This is a genomic window from Hymenobacter koreensis (genome assembly GCF_039541855.1).
Taxonomy (GTDB): Bacteria; Bacteroidota; Bacteroidia; order Cytophagales; family Hymenobacteraceae; genus Solirubrum; species Solirubrum koreensis.
Genome location: NZ_BAABHA010000015.1, coordinates 512,637 through 534,817, shown reverse-complemented (window position 1 = coordinate 534,817; position 22,181 = coordinate 512,637). Strand labels below are relative to the sequence as shown.

The window sequence follows — 22,181 nt, the reverse complement described above, 5'->3', positions numbered from 1 at the left end:
ACGTAATATTGCACCCGCAACGGCCCTTAAAAGCCGCCATAACCGCTTCCTTAGCTCAGCCGGTTAGAGCATCTGACTGTTAATCAGAGGGTCCCTGGTTCGAGCCCAGGAGGGAGCGCACCGAAGCCCGGCAATAGACTGCAAAGCAGTTTGTTGCCGGGCTTTTTCGTGTTACCGCTTCTGAGGTATTGCCAGCAAAATTCTGCTTGCTGGCACCGCAGGCACATGCAGCGAGGCTAGTCCACCGGGTCGCCGTCGGTGTCGATGGTAAAGCGCCGGCCGTTCTGCGTTACCAGGGCCTTGCCCTGGTCGAAGTCCGTAGCTTGTTCGTAACGGCCGAATGGCTCGGTGCCTTTGCTGGGGTCGGTTAAGTAGTCTTGGGTAACGTAGGTGTAGCCATCGGCGAGCCGCACGCGGGCGAGGCCTTCGCGGAAAGGATAAGCTTCGCGGAAGACGACCGGCGGCTTAGCTGGGTCCTCGGGCTCTGGCCCGTTGATGTAGTACCAGCCCCGGTGGTCGAGCACGGCGGCGTAACCCTCCGAGAAATCCAGGGCATTGAAGTAGTAATTGTCGAACTCCTTCCCTTGCTCGTCGAGAAAAGTGTAGGCGTCGCCTACCCGTACCCGGGCGTAGCCACCCGCGTAGGGATTGAGCGCGTCGTAGGCGGGCGGCACCACTTCCTGGCCACTTTCGTCCACCAACCCGTAGGCTCCGTTTTGTTCGACTACGGCTTGCTCTTGCTGAAACTCCCTAACGGAGGAGTACTTTGGTGCCACTACCGGTTTGCCACTGGCGTCGGCAAAGCCCCATTTTCCGTTTTCCTGGTAAGGCTTGGGCGTACCGGAGCCCAAATGGCTCAGGCCCCACGCTCCCAACCCGAGCAGCCCTACGGCCCCCACCACTGTTGCTACACGGGGCAGGCGCTTACGCCACACCCGTAGGTTGCGGTACGCCAAAACCCCAGGCAGCCCCGAGGCCGGCGCTGCTGCTGGAGACGCGCCCGGTGAAGGCGAGGGCGAAGCAGCACGTGCGTTCAGCTGTTCCACTAACTGGCCCAGCTGCTGGATCTTGGCGTCCAGTTCGCGGTTGCGGGTTTCGGACTCGGCCCGCGAGGCGCGCATGGCTTCGTCCAGGGCGGCCTTCTCCCGGCTTTCGGCGGCCAGTCGTTCGCGCAGTTCTTGAGCTTCGGTGGTGACGGGCGCGGCCTGGGCTAGTTGCGCCCGCAGCTCCGCCATGTTCCGTTCGCGTTGCGCCTCGCGGGTTTCCAGCGCCTGAAGCTGCTGACGCAGTTCGGCCTGCGAGTCCTGCCGGATGCGCTCCAGTCGTTCCTTCTCTGCGCTGCTGGCGGCCACTTGTGCCGCCGGATAGCCTCCGTAAGGCGTATCGTCGGGAATGTCCTCTGCCCCGAGCCAGCGCCACGCCCGCCGCCACAGGCTGTTTTCTTCCTCGGGTTCCGAAGCCGGCGACGCGGCAGCAGCGGCTGCTTGTGCCATGGGCATGGCGGGAGAAGCCACCGGTTCCGGCTCATCGGCAAGGTCACGGGCCCATTGCGCCAGTTCGTCGTCGGTCAGGTCGATTTCGGGGCGGGCCAGCTGCTTGAGCCGGCGGGGCAGCTGGGTGGCATCGGCCAGGAGCTGGAAGTTGCTGCCCGGCTGCTGACCGAGCGCCTCCTCCACGTCGGGGCTGAAGGTGACGGGCGCACCAAACACCACTACCCCGGAAATGAATTGCAGGTTGGCTTGCTCGGCCGATAGTTGCGGCGCCAACCATGCGGCCAAGGCGTCTTTCTGATGACGAAATTGCTCGAACGGGTTGTCGGCCCCTGTTACTGCGCCGCGTACCGTTTGCGCGTCCAGCTTCCAGGCTCCGTACGTTAAGGACGGAATGCTGAGGCGGCCCCCGCCCGGCACAAACACCAGCAGCGTAATGCTGTGGGGGCGTATGACCACGGCGTCCATTGTTTCACCTCCTTCTTCCACGGCAAAGTTGCCCAACAAGAGCGTGGCAGGTGCGCTGGCGTCGTCGCGCAGCGTAGCCCGCACTTGTTCATACAGCTGTTGGCGGGCCGTATCGGGGAAAGGGGCAAATAGAATCTGGTGCAACATGGAAAAGGGCAACGTCCGCTGAGGGCGCGAAGGTAAGTGGTGTTACGGCTTGGCCTCCCCTACGGCTGCGAAGCCGACGGTGTTGGTCCGAACTTTGTTTAAGGGTGGGCGTAGAGCCCGTAAAATTCACATTTCCTTACCCAAATGAAAACCCACTCACTGCTGCTCGCTGCTGGCTTGCTGCTCTTTTCCGGCCCGGTTGTTTGGGCTCAAGGACGCGGCAACGACAAGGATAAGGACAAAAAAGAGTACAAATACCACAAGAATAAAGACCACAAGGGCAAGAAGGAATACAAGTACAAGGAGAAAGACGACAAGGATCGGTACAAGGGCGACGACGACGACGATGACCGGTACGAGGACCGCGACGAAAACCGCAGGACCCGCACGGGCGGCGTACTGGGCGGTATTTTGGGCCGGGTGGTGGTGCCGCCTGCCGGTACTGTAGGCCCGCGGCGGCTGGAAGGCGTGCCGCGCGGCCATTACCCGCCCCCCGGCCAGTGCCGTATCTGGTATCCCAACCGCCCGCCGGGCCACCAGCCGCCGCCCCGTCCGTGCAACAGCCTTGCCGGGGTTCGACTGGAACCGGGCGCCTTTATTTTGCACGGCGACCAAGCCTACGATGCCGACTATAACTGGCGCGAGCAGGAACGCAACCGGCCGGGTTCGGTGGGCCAAGATATCCTCGATATCCTGTTTCCGCGCCGCTAGCCTGCCACGCACCGGTAACTTTGGCTGGTGCTGAGCACGACTACCAGCAGTTACGTCCAAAGCGCGGATTCGCCCAGCAGCTTGCCGCTGGACTCCAAGCCATAAAGCCGCACCGCCCGACCGCTCATGGCTTGAGCGGTCAGGCGGTGCGGCTTTTGATTTAATCGGCTAGTCGTCCCAGTGCTTGCCCTTTTTCCACTTCTCCTTCCATTTTTTACCCCGTTCCTCGCGGTGTTTCTCTTCTTCGCGCCGCCATTCTTCCTCTTTTTTGCGCTGCTCGCGGGCCCTTTCCTCGGCTTTCTTGCTGTACTCTTCGTCGTAGTCATCGTCGCCTTCCTCGTAGCGGCGTCCACCACCCAGCAAGTCCTCCAGCACCTCGCGCACTTGGCCTACGGCCGGTGCGTTTGAGGCCCCACGCGAGCCGGCAGCCCGCGAACTTAAGGCAAGCCCACTCGCTGTGGGGACCACCGCCACAATGTTGCCGCGCAGGTCACACCCTTGTCCCTCGCGTAGCTCCGTGCGCCTACCGTCCCGGCTCACTACAAAGCCATCCTTGGTAACAACGGCACCCGTTGGCAGGCGGGCATCGCGCGTCATGGGGCGTAACTGCCCATTGCGCAAAATCTGCATTTGCCCGTTATGACGCTGGAAACCGTCGTTGTTGAGTTGCTGGGCTGACGACGGCGGAGTAGCCAGACCAATTACCAGCAGGGCAAGCCCGGCCACAGTGGAGAAAAGATTACGCATCGGAAGAGGATTGTGGAACAGCCTCAGCAAATACGAGGCCACCGAAAATACGGTGTACCGGCGCCAGCACTCTTTTTAAGTAGCTTTTTTGGAACAATCGCCGCCGCCACGCCGCGCCATGCGAACTTGCCGGGGCTAGTTGGCGCGGTTAAGCTCCTCCAGGTTGTTGTTGCGACGCTTGGTGTCGACTTTGGCACCGCGGCTGAAGTTGTAGCGCAGCGCCAGCCCCACGCTGCGAAAGCGGAAGTACTGGTCGAAGTCGTTGACGTTGCCGCCGATGTTGGTGCTGAACCGGTAGCGGTAGCCCTTGAATATGTCGTTGACGTTCACGCCTACGTCCAGCTTGTCATTCAGAAAGCTGCGCTTGAGCGCCACGCCTACCCAGTGCATGGGCTCGATTTGGTACAGGCCCGAAGCGGTAGGCCCGAGGTAGCGCGCCTCAATTTCTGCCCGAAACTTGCGGGGCAACAACAGGGTGTGGTTGCTTTGGAGCATGTAGTAGAGCTGCTCGTTGGTGAGGAAACCGTTGGGCGTGGTGCCGCTAAATTTGCGGTACGACACGACGACAGTGTTCTGGCTGTCCCACCACTTGGTGAATTTATACGGCGCTATGCCCGTAAGCCCAACGATGTGGCCCCGGTCTAAGTTGCCGGTGGTGTATAGGGTAGAGGTATCTGCTGCATTAATGATGGGGAGTTCGGTAATGATGTCGGTCTGGTGGTCGTAGGTGAAAGCCAGGCTGTACACCTTCTTATAGTTGTGCGCGATGCGGAAGGCGTGCGTGTATTGCGGGCGCAGGCCGGGGTTGCCCTGTTCAAAGGTGTACGGGTCGCGGTAGAACAGAAAGGGGTTAAGGCTGCCGTAGTTCGGGCGCGTCAGGCGGCGGCTGTAGCTGTAGTTGATGCCGTAGTTTTCGCTGACTTCCTGCTGGATGAACAGCGTGGGAAACAGGTTCAGGTACTGCCGCCGCGTGGTGCTGTCGGTAGTGATGGACCTGCCCACGGAGCGGGTGTTTTCCAGGCGCAGGCCGGCCTGCACCTGCAGGCGCTTAGAGGCCTTGCCGCTCCAACTGGCGTAGGCCGCCTGAATATTTTCGCGGTAGGTGAAGTAGTTGGTGCGGAGCGGGTCGAGCACCAAGGCGTCGTTGTTGAAGAAAAACCGCGAGTCATTGTCGGCCGTCACCTGGCTTACCTTCACGCCGGCTTCCAGCTTGTGTCCGCCGCGCATCGGGCGGGTGAAGTCGGCCTTGGCGGCGTAAATGCCCAGGTTGGTTAAAGTGCTCGTGGCTTCGTTGTTGACGCTGTCCTTGCCCTGAATCAGATTGCGGAACGTGTTAAAAAAGTCGCTGTTACCCCGGTCGCGAATATCTACGTAGTCGAAATCGGCGGTGAGGATAGTGCCGGCCGTGTCGAGCTTGCCGGTGTAGTGCAGGTTGCCGGTGCGGTTGGTATACGTGCGGCGGCCGAAGTTGTCAGCGTCGATAAACACGGTGGGCGTTTCCACGGCCGGACCGATGAATGTTTCGGTCAGGAAATCCGACTCGTTGGTGCGGTAGGTATAACCGGCCACGAAACCCACGCTGTGGTTTTTACTCAGGTTATAATCGGCCCCCAGGCGTACCACGGGAGGCGCGACGGACGTGAAGTTACCAACGGCATTCTGGTTAAAGTAGGTGGTTTTCTCGCCACGGAATACCCGTGTGAAGGTGGCGTTGCGGCCGCCTACCCGGCGTGAGGCATCCAGGTTTATAAACCCGTTCCACTTCTCTTGCTTGATGTTCAGGCTGGCGCCGTAGGTGTGGCCAAACTGCTGAAAGAAGTTGTAGTTGCCGCTGGCGTACACGCTGCCGTTAAGGCCGCGCTGGGTGTTTTGCTTCAGGTTCAGGTTCAGAATGCCAGCGGAACCTTCGGCGTCGTACTTGGCCGGCGGATTGGTGATAATCTCGATGTTCTTGAGGTTTTCGGCGGGCATGCCTTCCAGCATGCTGCGCAGCTCGCGGGCCGAGAGGTACGTAAGCCGGCCGTCGAGCATTACCGTGACGCCGCTTTTGCCGTTGAGCTGAATGTTTCCCTCCTGGTCCACGAACACGCCCGGAGCCTTAGCCAGCACGTCGAAAGCCGTGTTGTTGGTGGCCATGGCCGTGCCCGCTACCGATACCACCATACGGTCGGCCTCCTGCACAATAGTGGGCCGCATGCCCACCACGTTAACTTCGGCCAGCTGTTTAGCATCGGGGCGCAGCACCAAGTTGCCGAAGTCGCGGCCAGGGCTGGCGGCGCTCAGCTCGAAAGCCGGCGTTTCCTGCGTGATGAATCCCAAGGAACTGAGGCGCAAAATGTAGGAGCCCGCCGCCGGTGCCTGAATGCGGAACTGGCCTTTCTCATCGGCCACGGCGCCGGTAACGTTAGCGCCGGTGCCCGCCTGCACCACTGCCACAGTGGTAAAGCCCACCGGCGCACCTTTGTCGTCGGTGGTTTTACCGGTTAGCAACCCCAACTCCTGACCCCAACCAGTCCGGGCACCGAGGAGCAGCAACGCGAAGAACAGGAAAGAGAATACGTTTTTCATGCCGGAGAGGTGTACAGGTTACGCAGCAGGCAAGGGTGGCTTCCCAGCGCCTTTCTTCGGGGCTGGACACTTCTCTTTTCGGCAATAGTTACAGACCTGCCGAAATATTTTTCACGGCTTGGGCAGGTTTTGCTTTAACCCTGGATGAGGTGGCTACGAGGCTCCTGTTTCCGAACCCAGCGTTGCCTTACAATTCAGTCCGGCTTCGGCTGCTGCTCCTTGGGGGCAGCTCTCCGAAGCCGGGTCAGCCATTAACATGCGCGTGGCAAGCACACCCGCCCACCTGCGCTTTTTGCGTTGGACCGGATAGCCCTAAACCACGCGCCACGCCAAGAGAATTTGACTCTGACAGACTGTGCGCCTACAGCGCGGCTCTCAACCTTTTCACACCACACGCAGTATGCGGTTATATAGCGCTGGCCGAAAAACGGCTGGCTTATTGGACTTCTTCCTTACTCGTCATGAAACGTTCCCTTCCCTGGCTGCCGCTGGTTCTGTGCATCCTGTTGCTGCCGCTTTCGGGCTGCGATGTTATCGGCGACATTTTTAAAGCAGGTGCTTACACCGGCATCATCGTGGTGGTACTACTGATACTACTGGTGCTGTGGGTGGTGCGCCGCTTCCGTCGGTAAATCTTCTTTTCTAGCCATAAAAAAAAGGCGGCTCCTGTGCAGGAGCCGCCTTTTTTGTGTCGGTTGCCGCTGGCAGCATTGCTGCAAGCCTAGCTTTTCTCGGCGCCCTGCTTGGGCGGCATGGTGCCAATGATATGGTCCCAGATGGTGGTAGAAACCCCAAAGGCCACCTCGTCTTGGCGGTAGTGGTGCTGGGCGTGGTGATGCCACCACACCTTCAGAAAGTTTTTCGGCGGGGCATACACGTGAATGGCGTAGTGCACAAACAGGTACAGCGCGTAGCCGAATACGAAGCCCGCCAACACGCCGAATCCGGCGTTACCGAAGGTGAAGCGGAAGATGAAGAACAGCAGCGACGCCACGAAAACGGTAACGATAGGCGGCATGGCCAGGCGCGTTTTGTCCTTGGGAAACTCGTGGTGCACGCCGTGCATGGTGTACTGGAACTTGGCCCGCGCCGGCGTGGTGGCCGGCAGGTGGTACAGGTAGCGGTGCATCAGGTATTCCACCAGCGTAAAGCCGAACCAGCCCGCCAGAAACAGCCCGAAGGCCGACAAGCCCGTGAGCAAGCCCTGGCTCAGGCTGTAGTACAGGCTAACCACAGCTACGCCAAAGAAAATGCTTAGCGGACCGGCAATGTGCGTATGCGTCAGGCGCTCCAGCACCGGGTTTTCGAACAAACGCGCTGAACCCTTGTGCTTTGGCTTGTGGAGTTGACCCGACACCGGAGGGGCAGTTTTTTGTTCCATATCGCGAAGTAGTAGAGTATTACACGGCAAAAGTAGCCACCACTGCCCAAACAACGGGCCAAACCGTAACGCTACGCCGTAGTGACATAGTGCTGAACCAACGCAAAAACGGCCTCCGGCGTACAGCGGTCCGCTTGGCAGCACAGCTTGGCTGTGGCATAAAACTCACGCCGGGCGGCTAGGGTTTCGGTAAGCCGCGATTTTAGCGCCGCCTCGTCGGGCAGCTGCGCCAGCAACGGGCGATGCGCGGCCTGCTGCAACAGCCGGCGCACCAGCTCGTCGACCGGCACATCGAGCCACAGGGTAAGGCCGTTCTCGTTCAAAAAGTCCGCGTTTTGGTGGAAGCAGGGCGTGCCGCCACCGGTGGCCAGCAGCAGTTGCGGGTGCTCGGCCACTACGGCCCGCAGCGTGGCGGCTTCGGCCTGCCGGAAATACGCTTCGCCTTCCTGCGCAAACAACTCCACAATGCTGCGTCCTTCGCGGCGCACAATTTCCTCGTCCAGGTCACGGAATGGCAGCCCGTAGCGGGCCGCCAAGGCCAGGCCCAGCGTGGTTTTACCCGAGCCCGGCATGCCCACCAGGTACAAATGCGTTAGGCCCACTCGCTTCGGTGTTTATATCAATTAGCCCAGTTTCACACGGGGGTCGAGCACGGCGTAGAGGATGTCGACGCCGATGTTGATGACCACAAACAGAAACGCCACGAACAGCGTGGCGCCCATTACCACCGGAAAGTCGAGGTTTTCCACAGCCCGCAGCGTTACCGTGCCCAGGCCCTTCCAGTTGAAAATGTATTCAATGAAGAAAGCCCCCGCCATGAGCGACGCCAGCCAGCCCGACACGGCCGTTACCACCGGGTTCAGGGCATTCTGCAGGGCGTGGCGCGTTACCGTATGCCGGTAAGAAAGCCCTTTGGCGCGAGCCGTACGGATGAAGTCCTGGCTCAGCACATCGAGCATGGACGAGCGCGTGAGCTGCACGATAACGGCCAGCGGCCGGATGCCCAGCGCGAAGGCCGGCAGCAGCAAGTTGCGCAGCACCAGATGCGGCTCGGCCGTAAAGGGGTCGGTTTCGAAGAGTTGCCCGGTAAGGTTCAGGCCCGTCCAGTGGCTCCAGTAAAACCCGAAGGCCATGGCAATGAGAATACCCGCCACAAACGACGGCACCGAAATGCCCAGCACCGACACCGTAAGCAGCGTGCGGTCGAGCCAGGTGTGGGCTTTTAGGGCGGCTACTACGCCCAGCAGAATGCCCACTACCGCCGCCAGCAGCATGGCGGCCAGCGCCAGCCACAACGTGCCGGTAAAGTGGTCGAGCAGGATGTCGAGCACGGCTTTGTTCGACTGAAACGAGCGGCGCAAGTAGGGCGTTTTCAGCACCACGGCCCGCTCCTGGCCCAGCGGCAACAGCGCAAAGCCGCCGTAGCGGGCGGTACCAGCCGAGTCGCGTGGGTGAATGCCCAGCGGCGACACGTCGTTCAGGTAGCCCAGCAGCTGCGCGGGCACGGGCTGGTCGAGGCCGAGGTCGGCGGCAATGGCGGCGCGGGTGGCCACGTCGCTGCGCTGACCGGCCAGCAGCGCTACCGGGTCGCCGGGCAACACCTGAAACAGCACGAACACGGTAAGGGCTACCCCGGCCAGAATGAGGATGCCGTGCAACAGGCGCCGGAAGATGAAAAGGAGCATGGGTTGGTTAACAATTGTCGGTTGCCCGTTGTCAGTTGTTAGTTATCAGGAAAAAAGAAGGCAACCCGGACAACTCGCAACTAACAACTCCTTACAAGTCCTCTTCCAGCGTGGCGCGGGTGGGAATGTCGTGGTAGTGGTACTTGCCTTTCACCACGCCGTCTTTCAGGAGCAAGAAGCCGGGGTTCGAGCGAATCATGGACTTGAGCACGGTGGCGTCGGCGAAGTAGTATTTGCCGGCCAGGTTTACTTCGTGGCGAAACACGTCGAACTCGCGCGGGCTGCTGCTGGTAATAATCATCGGTTCGATGCTTTTCTTCGAGGAGTCGATGGATGTCAGCAGTTGGTTGATGGCGGCAAAACGGTCCCGGTCGGCTTTGTCTACACCCTGCACAATGAGCAGCAGCTTGTTGCCCTTCAGCACATCCTGGGTTACGTCTTCCTGCCCGGCGCCCCACACCTTGAAATCGGTGATTTTAGGACCGGCTTCGGGGTTCAAAGGCACCATTTCCTTGAACTTCCAGAGCGTATCGGTGGGGTATTCCTCGAACTCCTGGGTGGTGCCGTTTTTCTCCATGATGTATTTGTAACGCAGCTGCGCCGAGGGCTTCATAAGGGCCCCAATGTCGTTGCCTACTTTGTAGGGCAGGAAATCAAAGTAGGGCATGTGGCCCAGCGCGTACACGCCAATGCCCACGGCCACGGCCCCGGCAAAGGTGATGTACATGGTGCCCACGGTGCCTTTAGCAAATACCCGGCGCAGGTAGCGTTGGTTAAAGAACACCACCGCCCACAAGCCCAGCAGGAATACGTCTTTGAAGAACGACGTCCAGGGCGTGAGCTTGATAAAGTCGCCGAAGCAGCCGCAGTCGGTTACCTTGTTAAAGGCCGCCGAGTAAAAGGTGAGGAAGCCGAAAAACACCAGCAGCGCCAGCAGGGCACGCATGGTGAAGCGCATTTCCCAGCGCAAGAGCAGGGCCACGCCCAGTATGACTTCGAGCGAGCTGAGCGCGATGCTCAGCGTGCGGGCCATGCTCTTGAAACTCAGAAAAAACGAGGCAAAATCAACCGCAAAAACCTCGAAGTATTCTTCCAGCTTATAAGCCGTGCCCACGGGGTCGTTGAGTTTCACGAGCCCCGAGAAAATAAACAACGCGCCGAGCAGCAGCCAGCAGAGTCGGACGAACGTACGCATGACGTGGGAGGGCTGCTGGCCCGCCGTCATGGCCGTGGAAGCAGGGGCGGTGGAAGTGGACATAGCACAAAGTAAGTGGCTGGCAAACGGCCGGGCAACGCGGAATGTTCGCGGAAGTCGGGAAATGCAAAACGATTACGCCCGCCGGTCATGTCGAGCCCCCCTACTCCACCTCCCGCGCCGCGCCGCGCAGAACCAGCGCAAACACGGCGTAGTTGAGCATGTCGCGGTAGTTGGCCTCTACGCCTTCCGAAGCCAAGGTGTAGCCCTGCAAATCCTCAATTTGCTTGGTGCGGTGCAGCTTCATCAAAATGATATCGGTGATGCTGGACACGCGCATCTGGCGCCATGCTTCGCCGTAATCGTGGTTTTTGGCGAATAAGAGGCGGCGGTTGGCTTCCACTTCCTCGTCGTACGCACTAGCCACGGCGGCAGGCTCCAGGTCCAGGGGCGCATCGGTGGGCAGGCGCAGCTGCATCAGGGCAATAACGCAGTAGTTCACAATGGCCACGAACTCGTCGTCGATGGGGTCGGCTACGAGCTGGGCGCCCTTCTCCTGAATGGAGCGGATGCGCTGGGCTTTGATGAACAGCTGGTCGGTAATACTGGGCAAACGCAGGATGCGCCAGGCCGTACCGTAGTCGTGGGTTTTGGCCAGAAACAGCGCCCGGCAGCGCTCAATCACGCGGTCGTACTGGTGCTGGGTTTGGTCGTTCAACGTCAAAAGGCTATTTTTAAGACAGGGCTTGGTGCTTAGTAGCTCGTGTTTAGCAGGTTGCGAAAAACAACCCTCGCTAATGCCACTTTTTGGCCTGAACCAAGCATCCTGCCGAGAGGACGATTTACACGGATTCCCATGACGGGCGGAGCTGCGCAAGATACGCTATTTCGGGTCAGGCAAACACTGCGTTGTGCCAACGGCCGCGTGCTGGATTTAAGCCAGCCGCGGGTAATGGGCATCCTCAACCTCACGCCCGATTCGTTTTTCGCCGGCAGCCGTGTGCCCGACGAAAGCGCCCTGCTGCGCCAAGCCGAGCAGATGCTGCAGGCCGGTGCCGCCGTGCTCGACGTGGGCGGCTACTCCTCGCGCCCCGGTGCCGACGACATACCCGTCGACGAGGAACTGCGTCGCGTGCTGCCCGCCGTGGAAGCATTACGGAAGCATTTCCCAGAAGCCTTTCTGTCCATCGATACTTTCCGGGCTAACGTGGCCGAGCAGGCCGTGCAGGCTGGCGCCGACATGATCAACGATATTGGCGGCGGCGAGCTGGACGAGGCAATGTTTGCCACTGTGGCGCGTTTACGGGTGCCCTACGTGCTCATGCACATGCGCGGCACGCCGCAAACCATGACCCAGCACACCACTTACACCCACGACTTGCTGCTGGAACTCACCCGCTACTTCCGCGACCGGCTCACGGCCCTGCAAGCCCTGTGGCCCAGCGCCTGCGTGGTACTCGACCCCGGCATCGGCTTCGCCAAAACCCCGCAACAGGGCTACGAAATTTTGCGCCGCCTCCAAGAACTACGCACCGTGCTGGATTTACCCCTGTTGGTAGGAGTTTCCCGTAAAAGCCTTGTGTGGAAGCCGCTGGGCCTTACGCCCGAGGCGGCTTTACCGGGTACGGTAGCCTTAAACACATTGGCCGTGCTGGGCGGCGCCAGCCTGCTGCGCGTGCACGACGTGGCCGAAGCCCAGCAAACCGTGCAGTTGGTCCAACACGTTATTAGCTCCTGATTACCATGTTCAACCCCGTCAACATCGGCTTCCTGCGCATCGGCTGGATCGACGTCGTGGACGTGGTGTTGGTAACGGCGCTGTTCTACCAAATTTACAAGCTGCTCACGGGCTCGGTGGCCCTGCGCATTTTCCTGGGCTTTCTGTCGGTGTACCTCGTGTACCTGGTGGTGAAGGCCGCGGGTATGGAGCTGCTCACCATGATTCTGGGGCAGTTTATGAGCGTGGGCGTGCTGGCCGGTATCATTTTGTTTCAGCAGGAAATCCGTCGCTTTTTGCTGAACATTGGCAAGGCCACGGCTTTTGAGCGCATGCGCATGTTCTCGTGGCGCCGCGAGCCGCCGCAGCAGAAAATGAGCATCACGCCCTTCGTGGAAGCCGCCAAAAGCTTGGCCAGCAAGAACACCGGCGCCCTCATTGCCTTCCAGCAGGCTTCGGATCTGAAGTTCTACGCCGAGTCGGGCGACCTGCTCGATGCGGCCGTGAGCAAGCGCCTGCTGCTGAGCATTTTCAACAAAACGTCGCCCCTGCACGACGGCGCCGTGATTGTGTCCGGGCACCGCATTAAGGCCGCCCGCTGCATTTTGCCCGTTAGTGAAAACCCCGACGTGCCCGCCGCCCTCGGCCTGCGCCACCGCGCCGCTATCGGCCTGAGCGAAGTAACCGATTCGGTAGTGCTGGTGGTGAGCGAAGAAACCGGCCAGATTTCCATCGTGCACGGCGGCGAAGTACACCGCAACCTCTCCACCGCCGATTTGCGCGCTAAGCTTAACGAACTGCTGTTCGATGGTCAGCCGAAAACGGCTTCGTCATCGACCCGCACAGCCGAAGAAGTGGCGGCGTAGGCGCCGGCTTTTTTCCTGCACAATTAGCATAGTCAGGCCGAATGTTTACCGCGGGCGCACGTTCGCTAAAGCTTTTGCACACCCGTTTTTGCGTCTACGCATTACAAGCCAATCAGGCCATTGAACATCATCCCAAAGAAAACCGAAAAGGGATATTCAAACCACCGAGGACGGCGAAAAGAAACCTTGCCAGCATATACCTCCGTCAGCTTTTTCAAGGCATCTCCAGAAGCGTTGTAGATATAGTATACTTCTTTGTTCGTTGAGTATATCTCACCTCCCCACGAGTAAAAACCCATTTCTTGATTGATAGGCGCAATATAACTCAGTAATATCACCTTCTCTATATCAAAACCAGCATTAACAAGCCCACCAAAGGATGCGTGTTCATTACTAATAATTAATTTTCCTGCTTGAATACAAAGGACAACATTAACAATACTCAGTAGAACAAATAAAAACGAAGCCAATATAAACACATATAAAATTATATTAAAAACCAATTCATTTAAACTAAACACTGCTAATATCAATATAGCAGACAATAAAAAGCCCATCAGAAAGCAGACGTTTATTGCTCTGAGAAGGGAAGTACGCGGGAGTGGTGACAATCGTATCTGGTACATCGGTGGGTCTACTTAGTGGCTTTAAGCCGAGAAGTTGCGGATATTTCTGCCCCAAACGATGTTGCCGGCAGTACGCGGGCAACAGATGCTCCCGCTAATTTCCCCTATGACCCCTACTCTCGAAAACTACGCCCTAGGCCGCTGGATGCCCGGCTCGGGTGACAAGCAGGAACTGTACGATGCCTCCACGGGCGAGGTAGTAGCCATTGCCGATGGCGAAGGCCTGGACTTCGCGGCCATGCTCGATTACGGCCGCCGCGTGGGCAACCCCGCCCTGCGCAAAATGACTTTTCACGAGCGCGGCCGCATGATCAAGGCCTTGGCGTTCTACTTGATGGAGCGCAAGGAGCAGTTCTACACGCTCAGCTACCGCTCCGGCGCCACCCGCGCCGATTCCTGGATCGACATCGAAGGCGGCATCGGCAACCTGTTCGCCAACGCCTCCCTGCGCCGCAAATTCCCCGACAAGCCGTTCTACGTCGACGGTGACCCAATCGGGTTGTCGAAAGGCGGCTCGTTCATGGCCCAGCACCTCATGGTGCCCAAAGAGGGTGTGGCCGTGCACATCAACGCCTACAACTTCCCCATTTGGGGCATGCTGGAAAAGATTGCCGTGAACCTGCTCGCGGGTATGCCGGCCATCGTAAAACCGGCTGTTCCCACAGCCTACCTCACTGAAGCCGTGGTGCGCGAAATCATTGCTTCCGGCATCCTGCCCGAAGGCGCGCTGCAGCTGGTGGTGGGCTCCGGCATCGGCATTCTCGACCACGTCAACTACCAGGACGTGGTAACGTTTACCGGCTCGGCCGAAACCGGGCGTAAGCTGAAGGCGCACCCGCGCATCATTGAGGAAGCGGTGCCCTTCAACTTGGAGGCCGACTCGCTCAACGCCGCCGTACTCGGCCCTGATGCCGTGCCCGGCACCGCGGAGTTCGACCTGTTCATCAAGGAAGTGCGCAAGGAAATGACGGCCAAGGCCGGGCAGAAATGTACCGCCATTCGCCGCGCCATTGTGCCCGAAAACCTGGTGGAAGACGTGCAGATTGCCCTCGGCAAGGCCCTGGCGCAAACCACCGTGGGTCACCCGCTGGCCGAAGGCGTGCGCATGGGGGCGCTAGCCGGCATGGAGCAGGTAAAGCGCCTGCGCGAGAAGGTGCAGCAGTTGGCCAAGAACACCCCCATTGTATACGGCGACCTGGACAACGTGCAGGTCATTGGCGGCGACTGTAAAGTGGGCGCCTTCATTTCGCCCATCGTGCTGCTGAACTCGGAGCCGTTCCGCTTCACCGATTCCCACGAAGTGGAAGCTTTCGGCCCCGTAACCACGCTCATGCCCTACAAGAGCGTGGATGATGCCGTGAAGCTGGCCAACATGGGCAAAGGCTCATTGGTATGTTCCGTGGCCACCAACGACCCTGGCGTAGCCACGGAATTCGCCCTTGGCGCCGCCACGCACCACGGCCGCATTCTGGTGCTCAACCAGGAAGTAGCTAAGGAAAGCACCGGGCACGGCTCGCCGCTGCCCTTGCTCATTCACGGCGGCCCCGGCCGAGCCGGCGGTGGGCAGGAAATGGGCGGCATGCGCGGCGTAGAGCACTTTATGCAGCGCGTAGCCATTCAAGGTTCGCCGACGATGATTACCGCCATTACCGACGTGTACCAACAGGGCGCCAAGCAAACCGAGCGCGACAAGCACCCCTTCCAGCACTACTTCGAGGAGCTGACCATTGGGCAGACGTACACCACGCACCGCCACACCGTAACCGAGGCTGATATTACCGCTTTCGCGCAAGTTTCGGGCGACAATTTCTACGCCCACGTGGATGCAACCTCCCTGGAAGGTACGCTGTTCACCGGCCGCGTGGCTCACGGCTACTACATCCTGAGCAAGGCCGCCGGCATGTTTGTGGACCCGCGCAAGGGCCCAGTGCTGCTCAACTACGGCCTCGACGAGTGCCGCTTCACCAAGCCTGTGTACCCCGGCATGACCATTGGCGTGCAGCTGACGGTGAAGGAGAAAATCGGCCAGGAAAAGCGCGACGAAACCGACGTAGCCAAGGGCATTGTACGCTGGCTCGTGCAGGTGACCGACGAAACCGGCGAAACCGTGGCCGTAGCTACCATCCTGACGATGGTAAAGAAGAAAAACCAGGAGTAATTCACTCTTAACCGTCATGTCGAGCGCAGCCGAGACATCTCGCGTGCTGATGTTGAATAGTAACCTGGCTCGTTCAACGAGAAGTTTACTATCCGGCGAGATGCCTCGACTTCGCTCGGCATGACGGGCCTTTTTATTGCAATCATTTCCCCATGAGCACCACCGATACCCTAGCAGCCGGCAAAGTCGAAACCACGACCGACGCCCAGGGCGTAGCCACTGTTTCCTTTTTCCACCCGTCGCATAATTCCCTGCCGGGCGCGCTGCTCACGGAGCTAGCCGAAACCATTACTCGTGTTGGCCAAGAAGTGGCCACCAAGGTTATTATTCTGCGGAGCGAGGGCGAAAAAACCTTCTGTGCGGGTGCCAGCTTCGATGAGCTGATGGCCATCGAAAACGAGGCGCAGGGCCTGGAGTTCTTCTCCGGTTTTGCCAAGGTGATTAACGCCTGCCGCACCTGCTCCAAAGTCATTATTGGCCGGGTGCAGGGCAAAGCCATTGGTGGCGGTGTGGGCGTGGCCGCTTCCACCGATTACTGCTTCGCCACGGCGCAGGCCTCGGTGAAGCTGAGCGAGCTGGTGGTGGGCATCGGGCCGTTTGTGGTTGGGCCCGCCGTGGAGCGCAAGCTGGGCACCTCGGCCTACGCGCAGCTGGCGCTGGACGCGGGCGAGTTCCGCTCCGCCGCCTGGGCCCGCGACCGGGGCCTGTACGCCGAGGTATTCGACACGACCGAGCAGATGGACGCTGCCGTGGCCGCCTTCGCCGCCAAGCTGGCCGCCTATAACCCCGAGGCTTTGGCCGAACTCAAGCAGGTGTTCTGGCAAGGCACCGAGCACTGGGGCCAGCTGCTGGTAGAACGCGCCGGCATCAGCGGCCGCCTGGTGTTATCGGATTTCACCCGGCAAGCCATCAGCCGGTTCAAAAACCGCTAATCAGCCAATGCCGTAGCCGGGCGATAAGCCGGCTGAATGAAGCTAGGCCATTACCCGCTCCCGGTTGTTTTTCGCCCGCCATGCGGGCATGGACACGCCTTTCACCGCCAGCCAGCCGGCCAGCGCGGTTTCGGCCACGAATGGGGGCAGTAGAACGTAGGGAAACAGCTGGCTGGCTACGTCCGGAGCAATGATCAGCGCGAAGCTGTTGACGAGGTAGCACACGCCGGCTACCAGCATCATTCGGCCCAGCAAACGGGGCAGAAACTCGGCCCGACTGATCAGGTAGCCCCAGCCCAGGCAGGTAAAGCCGAAAAACAGCAGCCCGATGCCGAAGCCGTAGCCGTGCGCCTGGATGAAGACGTAGGCCAGGGCTTGCCGTTGTGCCGGCTCCAGGACCCGAAGGAAAGCCGCATCATCCAGCAGAAACATCGGTAGCAGCAGGTTGAGTTTGTTCAGAGCCAGTACGGCCGTTTGAACCACATTGGCCAGCAGCGCCATCAGCGCTACGCCGCGGTGCAGAGGCTTCAGCAAAGCGTACAACACGAACATGACCGGTACGTCCAGCAGGTGCATCAGCAGGTCGCCGGCAATGCCCGCCCGCCACAGCAGCGGGGCTGCGCTAATGCGTTGGGCCGTAGCGGCAGGGTCGCCCGCTACTACCAGAGTACCCCGGACGAATGTTTCCCCCAGCAGCCCGGCAACGATAATGATGAGGTAAGCAACGCCGGCTGCCCGGACATACTTGTTTGGCGAGGTACCCAGCGCGGTGCTCAGCATATTACACGGGTTATATATTTCGCTAAAAGTATCGATTTAAGATTATCAGGGTAGTGACTGTCGCCGAGCTTCCTCGTCCGGCCTAAAGGTTGAACTTCTCAGACCAAGCAACAAGGCCTGCCGATGTCATCGGCAGGCCTTGTTGCTTGCTTAGAATATGCGTTTACCGCAAGCCTCACGGCGTGTTCTGAACTACCTGGCCGGCTTCGGGCTGCTGGGCCGAGGGCTCCTTGATGGTACCCAGCTCGCGGCTGACTTCGATGAATGCCTGAATGGCTTTGTCGATGTGGGCGCGGGTGTGGGCGGCCGAGAGCTGCACGCGGATGCGGGCCTGGCCTTTGGGTACTACGGGGAAGTAGAAGCCTACCACGTAAATGCCTTTCTCCAGCATTTTAGCAGCGAATTCCTGGGCCAGCTTGGCATCGTAGAGCATAACGGGCACGATGGGATGCTCGCCGGGCTTGATGTCGAAGCCGGCGGCAGTCATCTTCTCGCGGAAGTACTTGGTGTTTTCCTCCAGCTGGTCGCGCAGCTCGGTGCTTTCCGTCAGCAAATCGAGCACGCGGATGCTGGCGCCCACAATGGCCGGGGCCAGCGTGTTCGAGAATAAATACGGTCGGCTGCGCTGGCGCAACATGTCGATGATTTCCTTGCGGCCCGAGGTAAAACCGCCCATAGCGCCGCCCAAGGCTTTGCCCAAGGTGCCGGTAATAATGTCCACGCGGCCCATCACGTTGCGGTACTCGTGGGTGCCGCGGCCGGTTTTGCCGAGGAAGCCCATGGAGTGGCATTCGTCAATCATGACCAGCGCCTGGTACTTATCGGCCAGGTCGCAGATCTTATCGAGCTGGGCGATGGTGCCGTCCATAGAGAACGAGCCGTCGGTAACGATGATGCGGTGGCGCGTGCCTTTGGCCTGGGCGTCCTGGAGCTGCTTTTCCAGGTCATCCATGTCGTTGTGGGTGTAGCGGTAGCGCTGCGCTTTGCACAGACGCACGCCATCGATGATGGAGGCGTGGTTCAGGGCGTCGGAGATAATGGCGTCCTGCTCGTTGAACAGGGGCTCGAACACCCCGCCGTTGGCGTCGAAGGCGGCGGCGTACAGAATCGTGTCTTCGGTGCCCAGGAACTCGGCCAGCTTGCGCTCCAGCTCCTTGTGAATGTCCTGGGTGCCGCAAATAAAGCGCACCGACGACATGCCGTAGCCGTGGGAGTCAATGGCCTCTTTGGCGGCTTTAATCACCTCGGGGTGCGAAGACAGGCCGAGGTAGTTGTTGGCGCAGAAGTTCAGCACCTCACCGGCCTCGTCGGTTTCGATTTCGGCGCCCTGGGGCGAGGTAATGATGCGTTCCTTTTTGTAGAGGCCGGCTTCTTTTATCTCGGCCAGTTGCTGCTGGAGGTCGGGCTGGAGGGTAGTGTACATGGGAAACGGGAAATGAACGACTATACAAACCTACGCGAACTGCCGGTAGCGTGCCAGCCCTTGGGGCTGCAGGCGTAACCGTGGCGCGGCCGCCGCAGTAAGATACCGGCTTGTATCTGCGCAGTTAAACAGGCTGTACCCGCCGCGCGTTGTTACTTTGCCGATTCGTATGAACATTTACCTGCAGCAAATTCTCGACAACCCCTGGGCCGCGTTGGCCATTGTGGGCAATCTGATCATCATCGAAAGCCTGTTGTCGGTGGATAACGCGGCGGTGCTGGCCACCATGGTGGGCGACCTGCCCAAGGAGCAGCGCCAGAAAGCCCTGCGCTACGGCATCATTGGGGCGTACGTGTTTCGGGGCTTGTGCATTCTGTTCGCTTCGTTTCTCATTGAGTTCTGGTTTCTGAAGCCTTTGGGCGGCTTGTACCTGCTGTATTTGGCCTACGACCAGTTCCGGCCCAAATCCCACGGCTCTTCCGACGACCCCGATGCGCCGGAAAAGCAAAAAAGCTGGCTCTACCGCCGCACCCTGGGCTTGTTCGGCCAGTTTTGGGCCACGGTAGCCCTTATCGAGCTCATGGATCTGGCCTTTTCCATCGACAACGTGTTTGCCGTCGTGGCCTTCACCGACAACCTCATCCTTATCTGCCTCGGCGTATTTATTGGCATTCTGTCCATGCGCTTGGTGGCGCAAGCGTTTGTGCTGCTGATGGCCAAATACCCGTACCTGGAAACGGCGGCATTCCTGGTTATTGGCCTGCTGGGTTTGAAGCTCATGCTGTCGTTGGTGGAGCACTTCTTCCCACAGCATCCGTTCAGCAAGTTCCTCGGCAGCCACTTTGCCGAAGTCGGTCTGACAGTGCTTACGGTAGCCATTTTTGCAGTGCCGGTGCTGTATTCCACGGTAACCGCACGCCGTCGTCAGCAGCTGCCGCGCTGACCTTGTCCTGCTACTCACATCGGAAAAGCCCGGCCAAAATGGTCGGGCTTTTTTGTATTGAAACACGTTGCTTACTACCTCCGCACTTGCGTACGCCCGAAAAACGCTTGCACACCCTGCTGGCCGCTGTTTACCAGCAGTTGCTTCTGCTCTTCTGAAACCCGCTTGATTTTCGGGTTGAAGCCCATGGTGCTGATGCTCACGGTGCGCTGCCAATCCAGTGGCTGGGCGGGGTTCAGGTTCTCGATGGCCACCGTGTACAGCGCGGCCATGTACGAGCCGAAACCATTGATGTCGTACGGCGCCAGCAATTGCCGGCCATCGGGCAGGGTATCCAGCGCAATTTGCTCGGCGCGGTCGAGGCGCAAGCCCAGGGTTTCGGGGTTGAACACGCGGCCGCGGGCATCGGGCGAAGCCGTAGTACCGGCCGGCAGGTAGCGCGGCTGATCGAATATATCCACGGGGTAATTAGCCAATAGGCCGCCATCAACGAGTACCTGAGTCCGTTGGTTAGCTGCGGGTTTGCCGGTTACCACATGGCCCTTTTCGTCGAGCAGCACGGCGCGGAAATACAGCGGGATGCTCATGGAAATGCGCACGGCGTCGGCCACGCGCATATCGGGGTGGGTTTCGTGGCTGAACACCTGCACGCGCTGCGTGGTGAGGTTGGTGCCGGTGGTGTACAGGTCGCGGTACCGGCCGGGCTGTTGCTGGGCCAGCGCGTGCAATTGGCCGAGGGTGAGGTTGCCGTTCTGGGTTTTGCGGGCCACCAGTTCGCTTAGGTATTTGGTAAACTGGTCGCCGCGGTACCAGCCGTACTGCTTTACCAGGCGGTGACTGCCGCCGAAAAAAATGAACCGGCCGTCGTTCAGGCGCTGCACCGGCGTACTGTTCACCACGGTTATGATTTCCTGCGGCGTGTAACCCACGGCCAACAGCGCCGCCTGAATGGCCCCGGCCGAAGTGCCGCCCACCCGCTGAATGCCGGCCAGCACGCCTTGCTGCTCCAGCTCCTGCAAAGCGCCGCCGTAGGCAATACCGCGAATGCCGCCGCCCTCCATTACCAGGTTGCGGTACGTAGCCGCCACAGCGGACTGGGCCCGCAGCGAAGCAGTTGAAATCAGCCCCAGGCCGAGGGCTAAACCGAGCAGACGCAGTGCAGGTACCATCGGGTAAATATAATCTGTTGATGCCCGCTACCAGCTCTTTCGGTGGCTGCGTATAAGTCGGGCTACCCGGCGGCACATACGCCCCCGGAGCGGTATCTTTGGGGCCTTTTCTGCCCCATCTTTTCCCCAACCTCGTTTTCCCCAACATGAGCACACCCGGCAGCGACACAGTTTTGGTAATCGGCGCCGGCGGACAGCTGGGCTTTGAACTCACCCAGGAGCTCCGCCAGCTTTACGGCGCCTCAAACGTAATAGCCGCCGATGTGCGCCTGCCCAAGCACCCGGAGCTGGCCGATGCCGGTCCCTTCGTGCAGCTCGACGTGCTCGACCGCGCTGGTCTGGCCGAGGTGATGCAGCGCCACAAGCCCAAGCAGATTTACCACCTCGCCGCCTTGCTTTCGGCCACCGCCGAAAAGAACCCCGAGTTTGGCTGGCAGCTGAACATGGACGGCCTGTTTAACGTGCTGAACGCTGCCGTGGAGCACAACACCGCCAAGGTGTACTGGCCCTCGAGCATTGCCGTGTTCGGCCCGAATACTCCGCGCGACAACACGCCCCAATACACCGTAATGGACCCCGGCACGGTGTACGGCATTAGCAAGCAGGCCGGGGAGCTGTGGCTCGACTGGTATTTCCGCAAGCACGGCCTCGACGTGCGCAGCCTGCGCTACCCCGGCCTTATCGGCTACAAAAGCCTGCCCGGCGGCGGCACCACCGATTACGCCGTGGATATTTACCACCACGCCGTGCAGGGCCTGCCCTACCAGTGCTTCCTGAGCGAAGACACCTACCTGCCGATGATGTACATGCCCGATGCGCTCAAGGCCACCCTGGATTTGATGCACGCGCCGGCCGAGCAAATCAAGCTCCGTACGTCGTACAACCTGGGCGCCATGAGCTTCTCGCCGGCCGAGGTAACGACCAGCATTCAGCAGCACCTGCCCGATTTTGAGGTAAGTTACCAGCCCGATTCGCGCCAGCAGATTGCCAACTCCTGGCCCAAAAGCATTGACGACAGCCGCGCCCGCGAAGACTGGGGCTGGACGCCCGCCTTCGACCTCAACAAAATGACGGCCGACATGCTGCACCACTTGCAAACGGAGCCGCAGTACCTCGCCCCGTTGACTGCGTCGGTAAAGTAAGTCAGTAATAAACACCCTCAGCAGCGCGGTAGC

General features: G+C 59.9%; 20 protein-coding genes and 1 tRNA gene. 9 read left to right on the top strand and 12 right to left on the bottom strand.

Annotation, left to right across the window (positions count from 1 at the left end; all coding sequences use genetic code 11):
- Positions 1 to 44 precede the first annotated feature (44 nt).
- Positions 45 to 118: transfer RNA gene (locus tag ABD903_RS21365), tRNA-Asn, on the top strand.
- A 118-nt stretch (positions 119 to 236) separates the two neighbouring features.
- Here the strand turns inward: ABD903_RS21365 and ABD903_RS21360 are convergent.
- Positions 237 to 2,105: a WG repeat-containing protein gene (locus tag ABD903_RS21360; RefSeq protein ID WP_345227612.1), complete on the bottom strand. Its 1,869-nt coding sequence runs from the start codon at positions 2,103 to 2,105 to the stop codon at positions 237 to 239.
- A 144-nt stretch (positions 2,106 to 2,249) separates the two neighbouring features.
- Here ABD903_RS21360 and ABD903_RS21355 point away from each other — a divergent pair, with 144 nt between their 5' ends.
- A complete protein-coding gene (locus ABD903_RS21355) occupies positions 2,250 to 2,816 on the top strand; it encodes a hypothetical protein (protein ID WP_345227610.1) in 567 nt (188 codons plus the stop codon).
- Between the two features lie 168 nt (positions 2,817 to 2,984).
- On the opposite strand, the gene ABD903_RS21350 is transcribed toward ABD903_RS21355, so the two are convergent.
- Positions 2,985 to 3,563 (bottom strand): DUF6799 domain-containing protein, encoded by a 579-nt coding sequence (locus ABD903_RS21350; RefSeq protein WP_345227608.1) that lies wholly within the window; start codon positions 3,561 to 3,563, stop codon positions 2,985 to 2,987.
- A 135-nt stretch (positions 3,564 to 3,698) separates the two neighbouring features.
- Positions 3,699 to 6,131, bottom strand: coding sequence for a TonB-dependent receptor (locus tag ABD903_RS21345; RefSeq protein ID WP_345227606.1), 2,433 nt, complete (start codon positions 6,129 to 6,131; stop codon positions 3,699 to 3,701).
- Between the two features lie 461 nt (positions 6,132 to 6,592).
- Between ABD903_RS21345 and ABD903_RS21340 the strand changes: the two genes are divergently transcribed.
- Complete coding sequence (locus tag ABD903_RS21340) at positions 6,593 to 6,763, top strand: hypothetical protein (RefSeq protein ID WP_345227604.1); 171 nt, start codon at positions 6,593 to 6,595, stop codon at positions 6,761 to 6,763.
- A gap of 89 nt (positions 6,764 to 6,852) precedes the next feature.
- On the opposite strand, the gene ABD903_RS21335 is transcribed toward ABD903_RS21340, so the two are convergent.
- From ABD903_RS21335 to ABD903_RS21315, 5 genes are all read right to left on the bottom strand, one after another.
- On the bottom strand, positions 6,853 to 7,512 hold the full coding sequence (locus ABD903_RS21335; protein WP_345227601.1) for a sterol desaturase family protein: 660 nt from the start codon (positions 7,510 to 7,512) through the stop codon (positions 6,853 to 6,855).
- A gap of 71 nt (positions 7,513 to 7,583) precedes the next feature.
- Entirely contained in the window at positions 7,584 to 8,114 is a 531-nt protein-coding gene (locus ABD903_RS21330) for a shikimate kinase (RefSeq protein ID WP_345227599.1), read from the bottom strand.
- A gap of 21 nt (positions 8,115 to 8,135) precedes the next feature.
- Positions 8,136 to 9,197: an ABC transporter permease gene (locus ABD903_RS21325; protein ID WP_345227597.1), complete on the bottom strand. Its 1,062-nt coding sequence runs from the start codon at positions 9,195 to 9,197 to the stop codon at positions 8,136 to 8,138.
- Between the two features lie 91 nt (positions 9,198 to 9,288).
- Entirely contained in the window at positions 9,289 to 10,455 is a 1,167-nt protein-coding gene (locus tag ABD903_RS21320) for a BT_3928 family protein (RefSeq protein WP_345227595.1), read from the bottom strand.
- Between the two features lie 100 nt (positions 10,456 to 10,555).
- A complete protein-coding gene (locus ABD903_RS21315; RefSeq protein WP_345227593.1) occupies positions 10,556 to 11,110 on the bottom strand; it encodes a DUF1599 domain-containing protein in 555 nt (184 codons plus the stop codon).
- Between the two features lie 138 nt (positions 11,111 to 11,248).
- On the opposite strand from ABD903_RS21315, the gene folP reads away from it, so the two are divergent.
- Both folP and cdaA read left to right on the top strand, forming a co-directional pair.
- A complete protein-coding gene (gene folP, locus ABD903_RS21310; RefSeq protein WP_345227591.1) occupies positions 11,249 to 12,130 on the top strand; it encodes a dihydropteroate synthase in 882 nt (293 codons plus the stop codon).
- A 5-nt stretch (positions 12,131 to 12,135) separates the two neighbouring features.
- Positions 12,136 to 12,975: a diadenylate cyclase CdaA gene (gene cdaA, locus ABD903_RS21305; RefSeq protein WP_345227590.1), complete on the top strand. Its 840-nt coding sequence runs from the start codon at positions 12,136 to 12,138 to the stop codon at positions 12,973 to 12,975.
- 101 nt (positions 12,976 to 13,076) lie between these two features.
- On the opposite strand, the gene ABD903_RS21300 is transcribed toward cdaA, so the two are convergent.
- The gene (locus ABD903_RS21300; RefSeq protein ID WP_345227588.1) at positions 13,077 to 13,532 is read right to left on the bottom strand and encodes a hypothetical protein; all 456 of its coding nucleotides are present in this window, start codon (positions 13,530 to 13,532) and stop codon (positions 13,077 to 13,079) included.
- Positions 13,533 to 13,707: 175 nt separating this feature from the next.
- Here ABD903_RS21300 and paaZ point away from each other — a divergent pair, with 175 nt between their 5' ends.
- Positions 13,708 to 15,759 carry a phenylacetic acid degradation bifunctional protein PaaZ gene (gene paaZ, locus ABD903_RS21295; RefSeq protein ID WP_345227587.1) on the top strand — a complete coding sequence of 684 codons (2,052 nt, stop codon included), beginning with the start codon at positions 13,708 to 13,710 and terminating at the stop codon, positions 15,757 to 15,759.
- 152 nt (positions 15,760 to 15,911) lie between these two features.
- Positions 15,912 to 16,691: an enoyl-CoA hydratase/isomerase family protein gene (locus ABD903_RS21290; RefSeq protein WP_345227585.1), complete on the top strand. Its 780-nt coding sequence runs from the start codon at positions 15,912 to 15,914 to the stop codon at positions 16,689 to 16,691.
- A gap of 42 nt (positions 16,692 to 16,733) precedes the next feature.
- Here the strand turns inward: ABD903_RS21290 and ABD903_RS21285 are convergent, their stop codons facing one another.
- Both ABD903_RS21285 and kbl read right to left on the bottom strand, forming a co-directional pair.
- Positions 16,734 to 17,471 (bottom strand): DUF4386 domain-containing protein, encoded by a 738-nt coding sequence (locus ABD903_RS21285; RefSeq protein WP_345227582.1) that lies wholly within the window; start codon positions 17,469 to 17,471, stop codon positions 16,734 to 16,736.
- Between the two features lie 175 nt (positions 17,472 to 17,646).
- Positions 17,647 to 18,894: a glycine C-acetyltransferase gene (gene kbl, locus ABD903_RS21280; RefSeq protein ID WP_345227581.1), complete on the bottom strand. Its 1,248-nt coding sequence runs from the start codon at positions 18,892 to 18,894 to the stop codon at positions 17,647 to 17,649.
- A 169-nt stretch (positions 18,895 to 19,063) separates the two neighbouring features.
- Between kbl and ABD903_RS21275 the strand changes: the two genes are divergently transcribed.
- Positions 19,064 to 19,837, top strand: a complete 774-nt coding sequence (locus tag ABD903_RS21275; RefSeq protein ID WP_345227579.1) for a DUF475 domain-containing protein — start codon at positions 19,064 to 19,066, stop codon at positions 19,835 to 19,837.
- Between the two features lie 74 nt (positions 19,838 to 19,911).
- Here ABD903_RS21275 and ABD903_RS21270 read toward each other — a convergent pair whose 3' ends face one another.
- Complete coding sequence (locus tag ABD903_RS21270) at positions 19,912 to 21,006, bottom strand: patatin-like phospholipase family protein (RefSeq protein ID WP_345227577.1); 1,095 nt, start codon at positions 21,004 to 21,006, stop codon at positions 19,912 to 19,914.
- A gap of 146 nt (positions 21,007 to 21,152) precedes the next feature.
- Here ABD903_RS21270 and ABD903_RS21265 point away from each other — a divergent pair, with 146 nt between their 5' ends.
- On the top strand, positions 21,153 to 22,148 hold the full coding sequence (locus ABD903_RS21265; protein WP_345227575.1) for an NAD-dependent epimerase/dehydratase family protein: 996 nt from the start codon (positions 21,153 to 21,155) through the stop codon (positions 22,146 to 22,148).
- Positions 22,149 to 22,181: the final 33 nt, after the last annotated feature.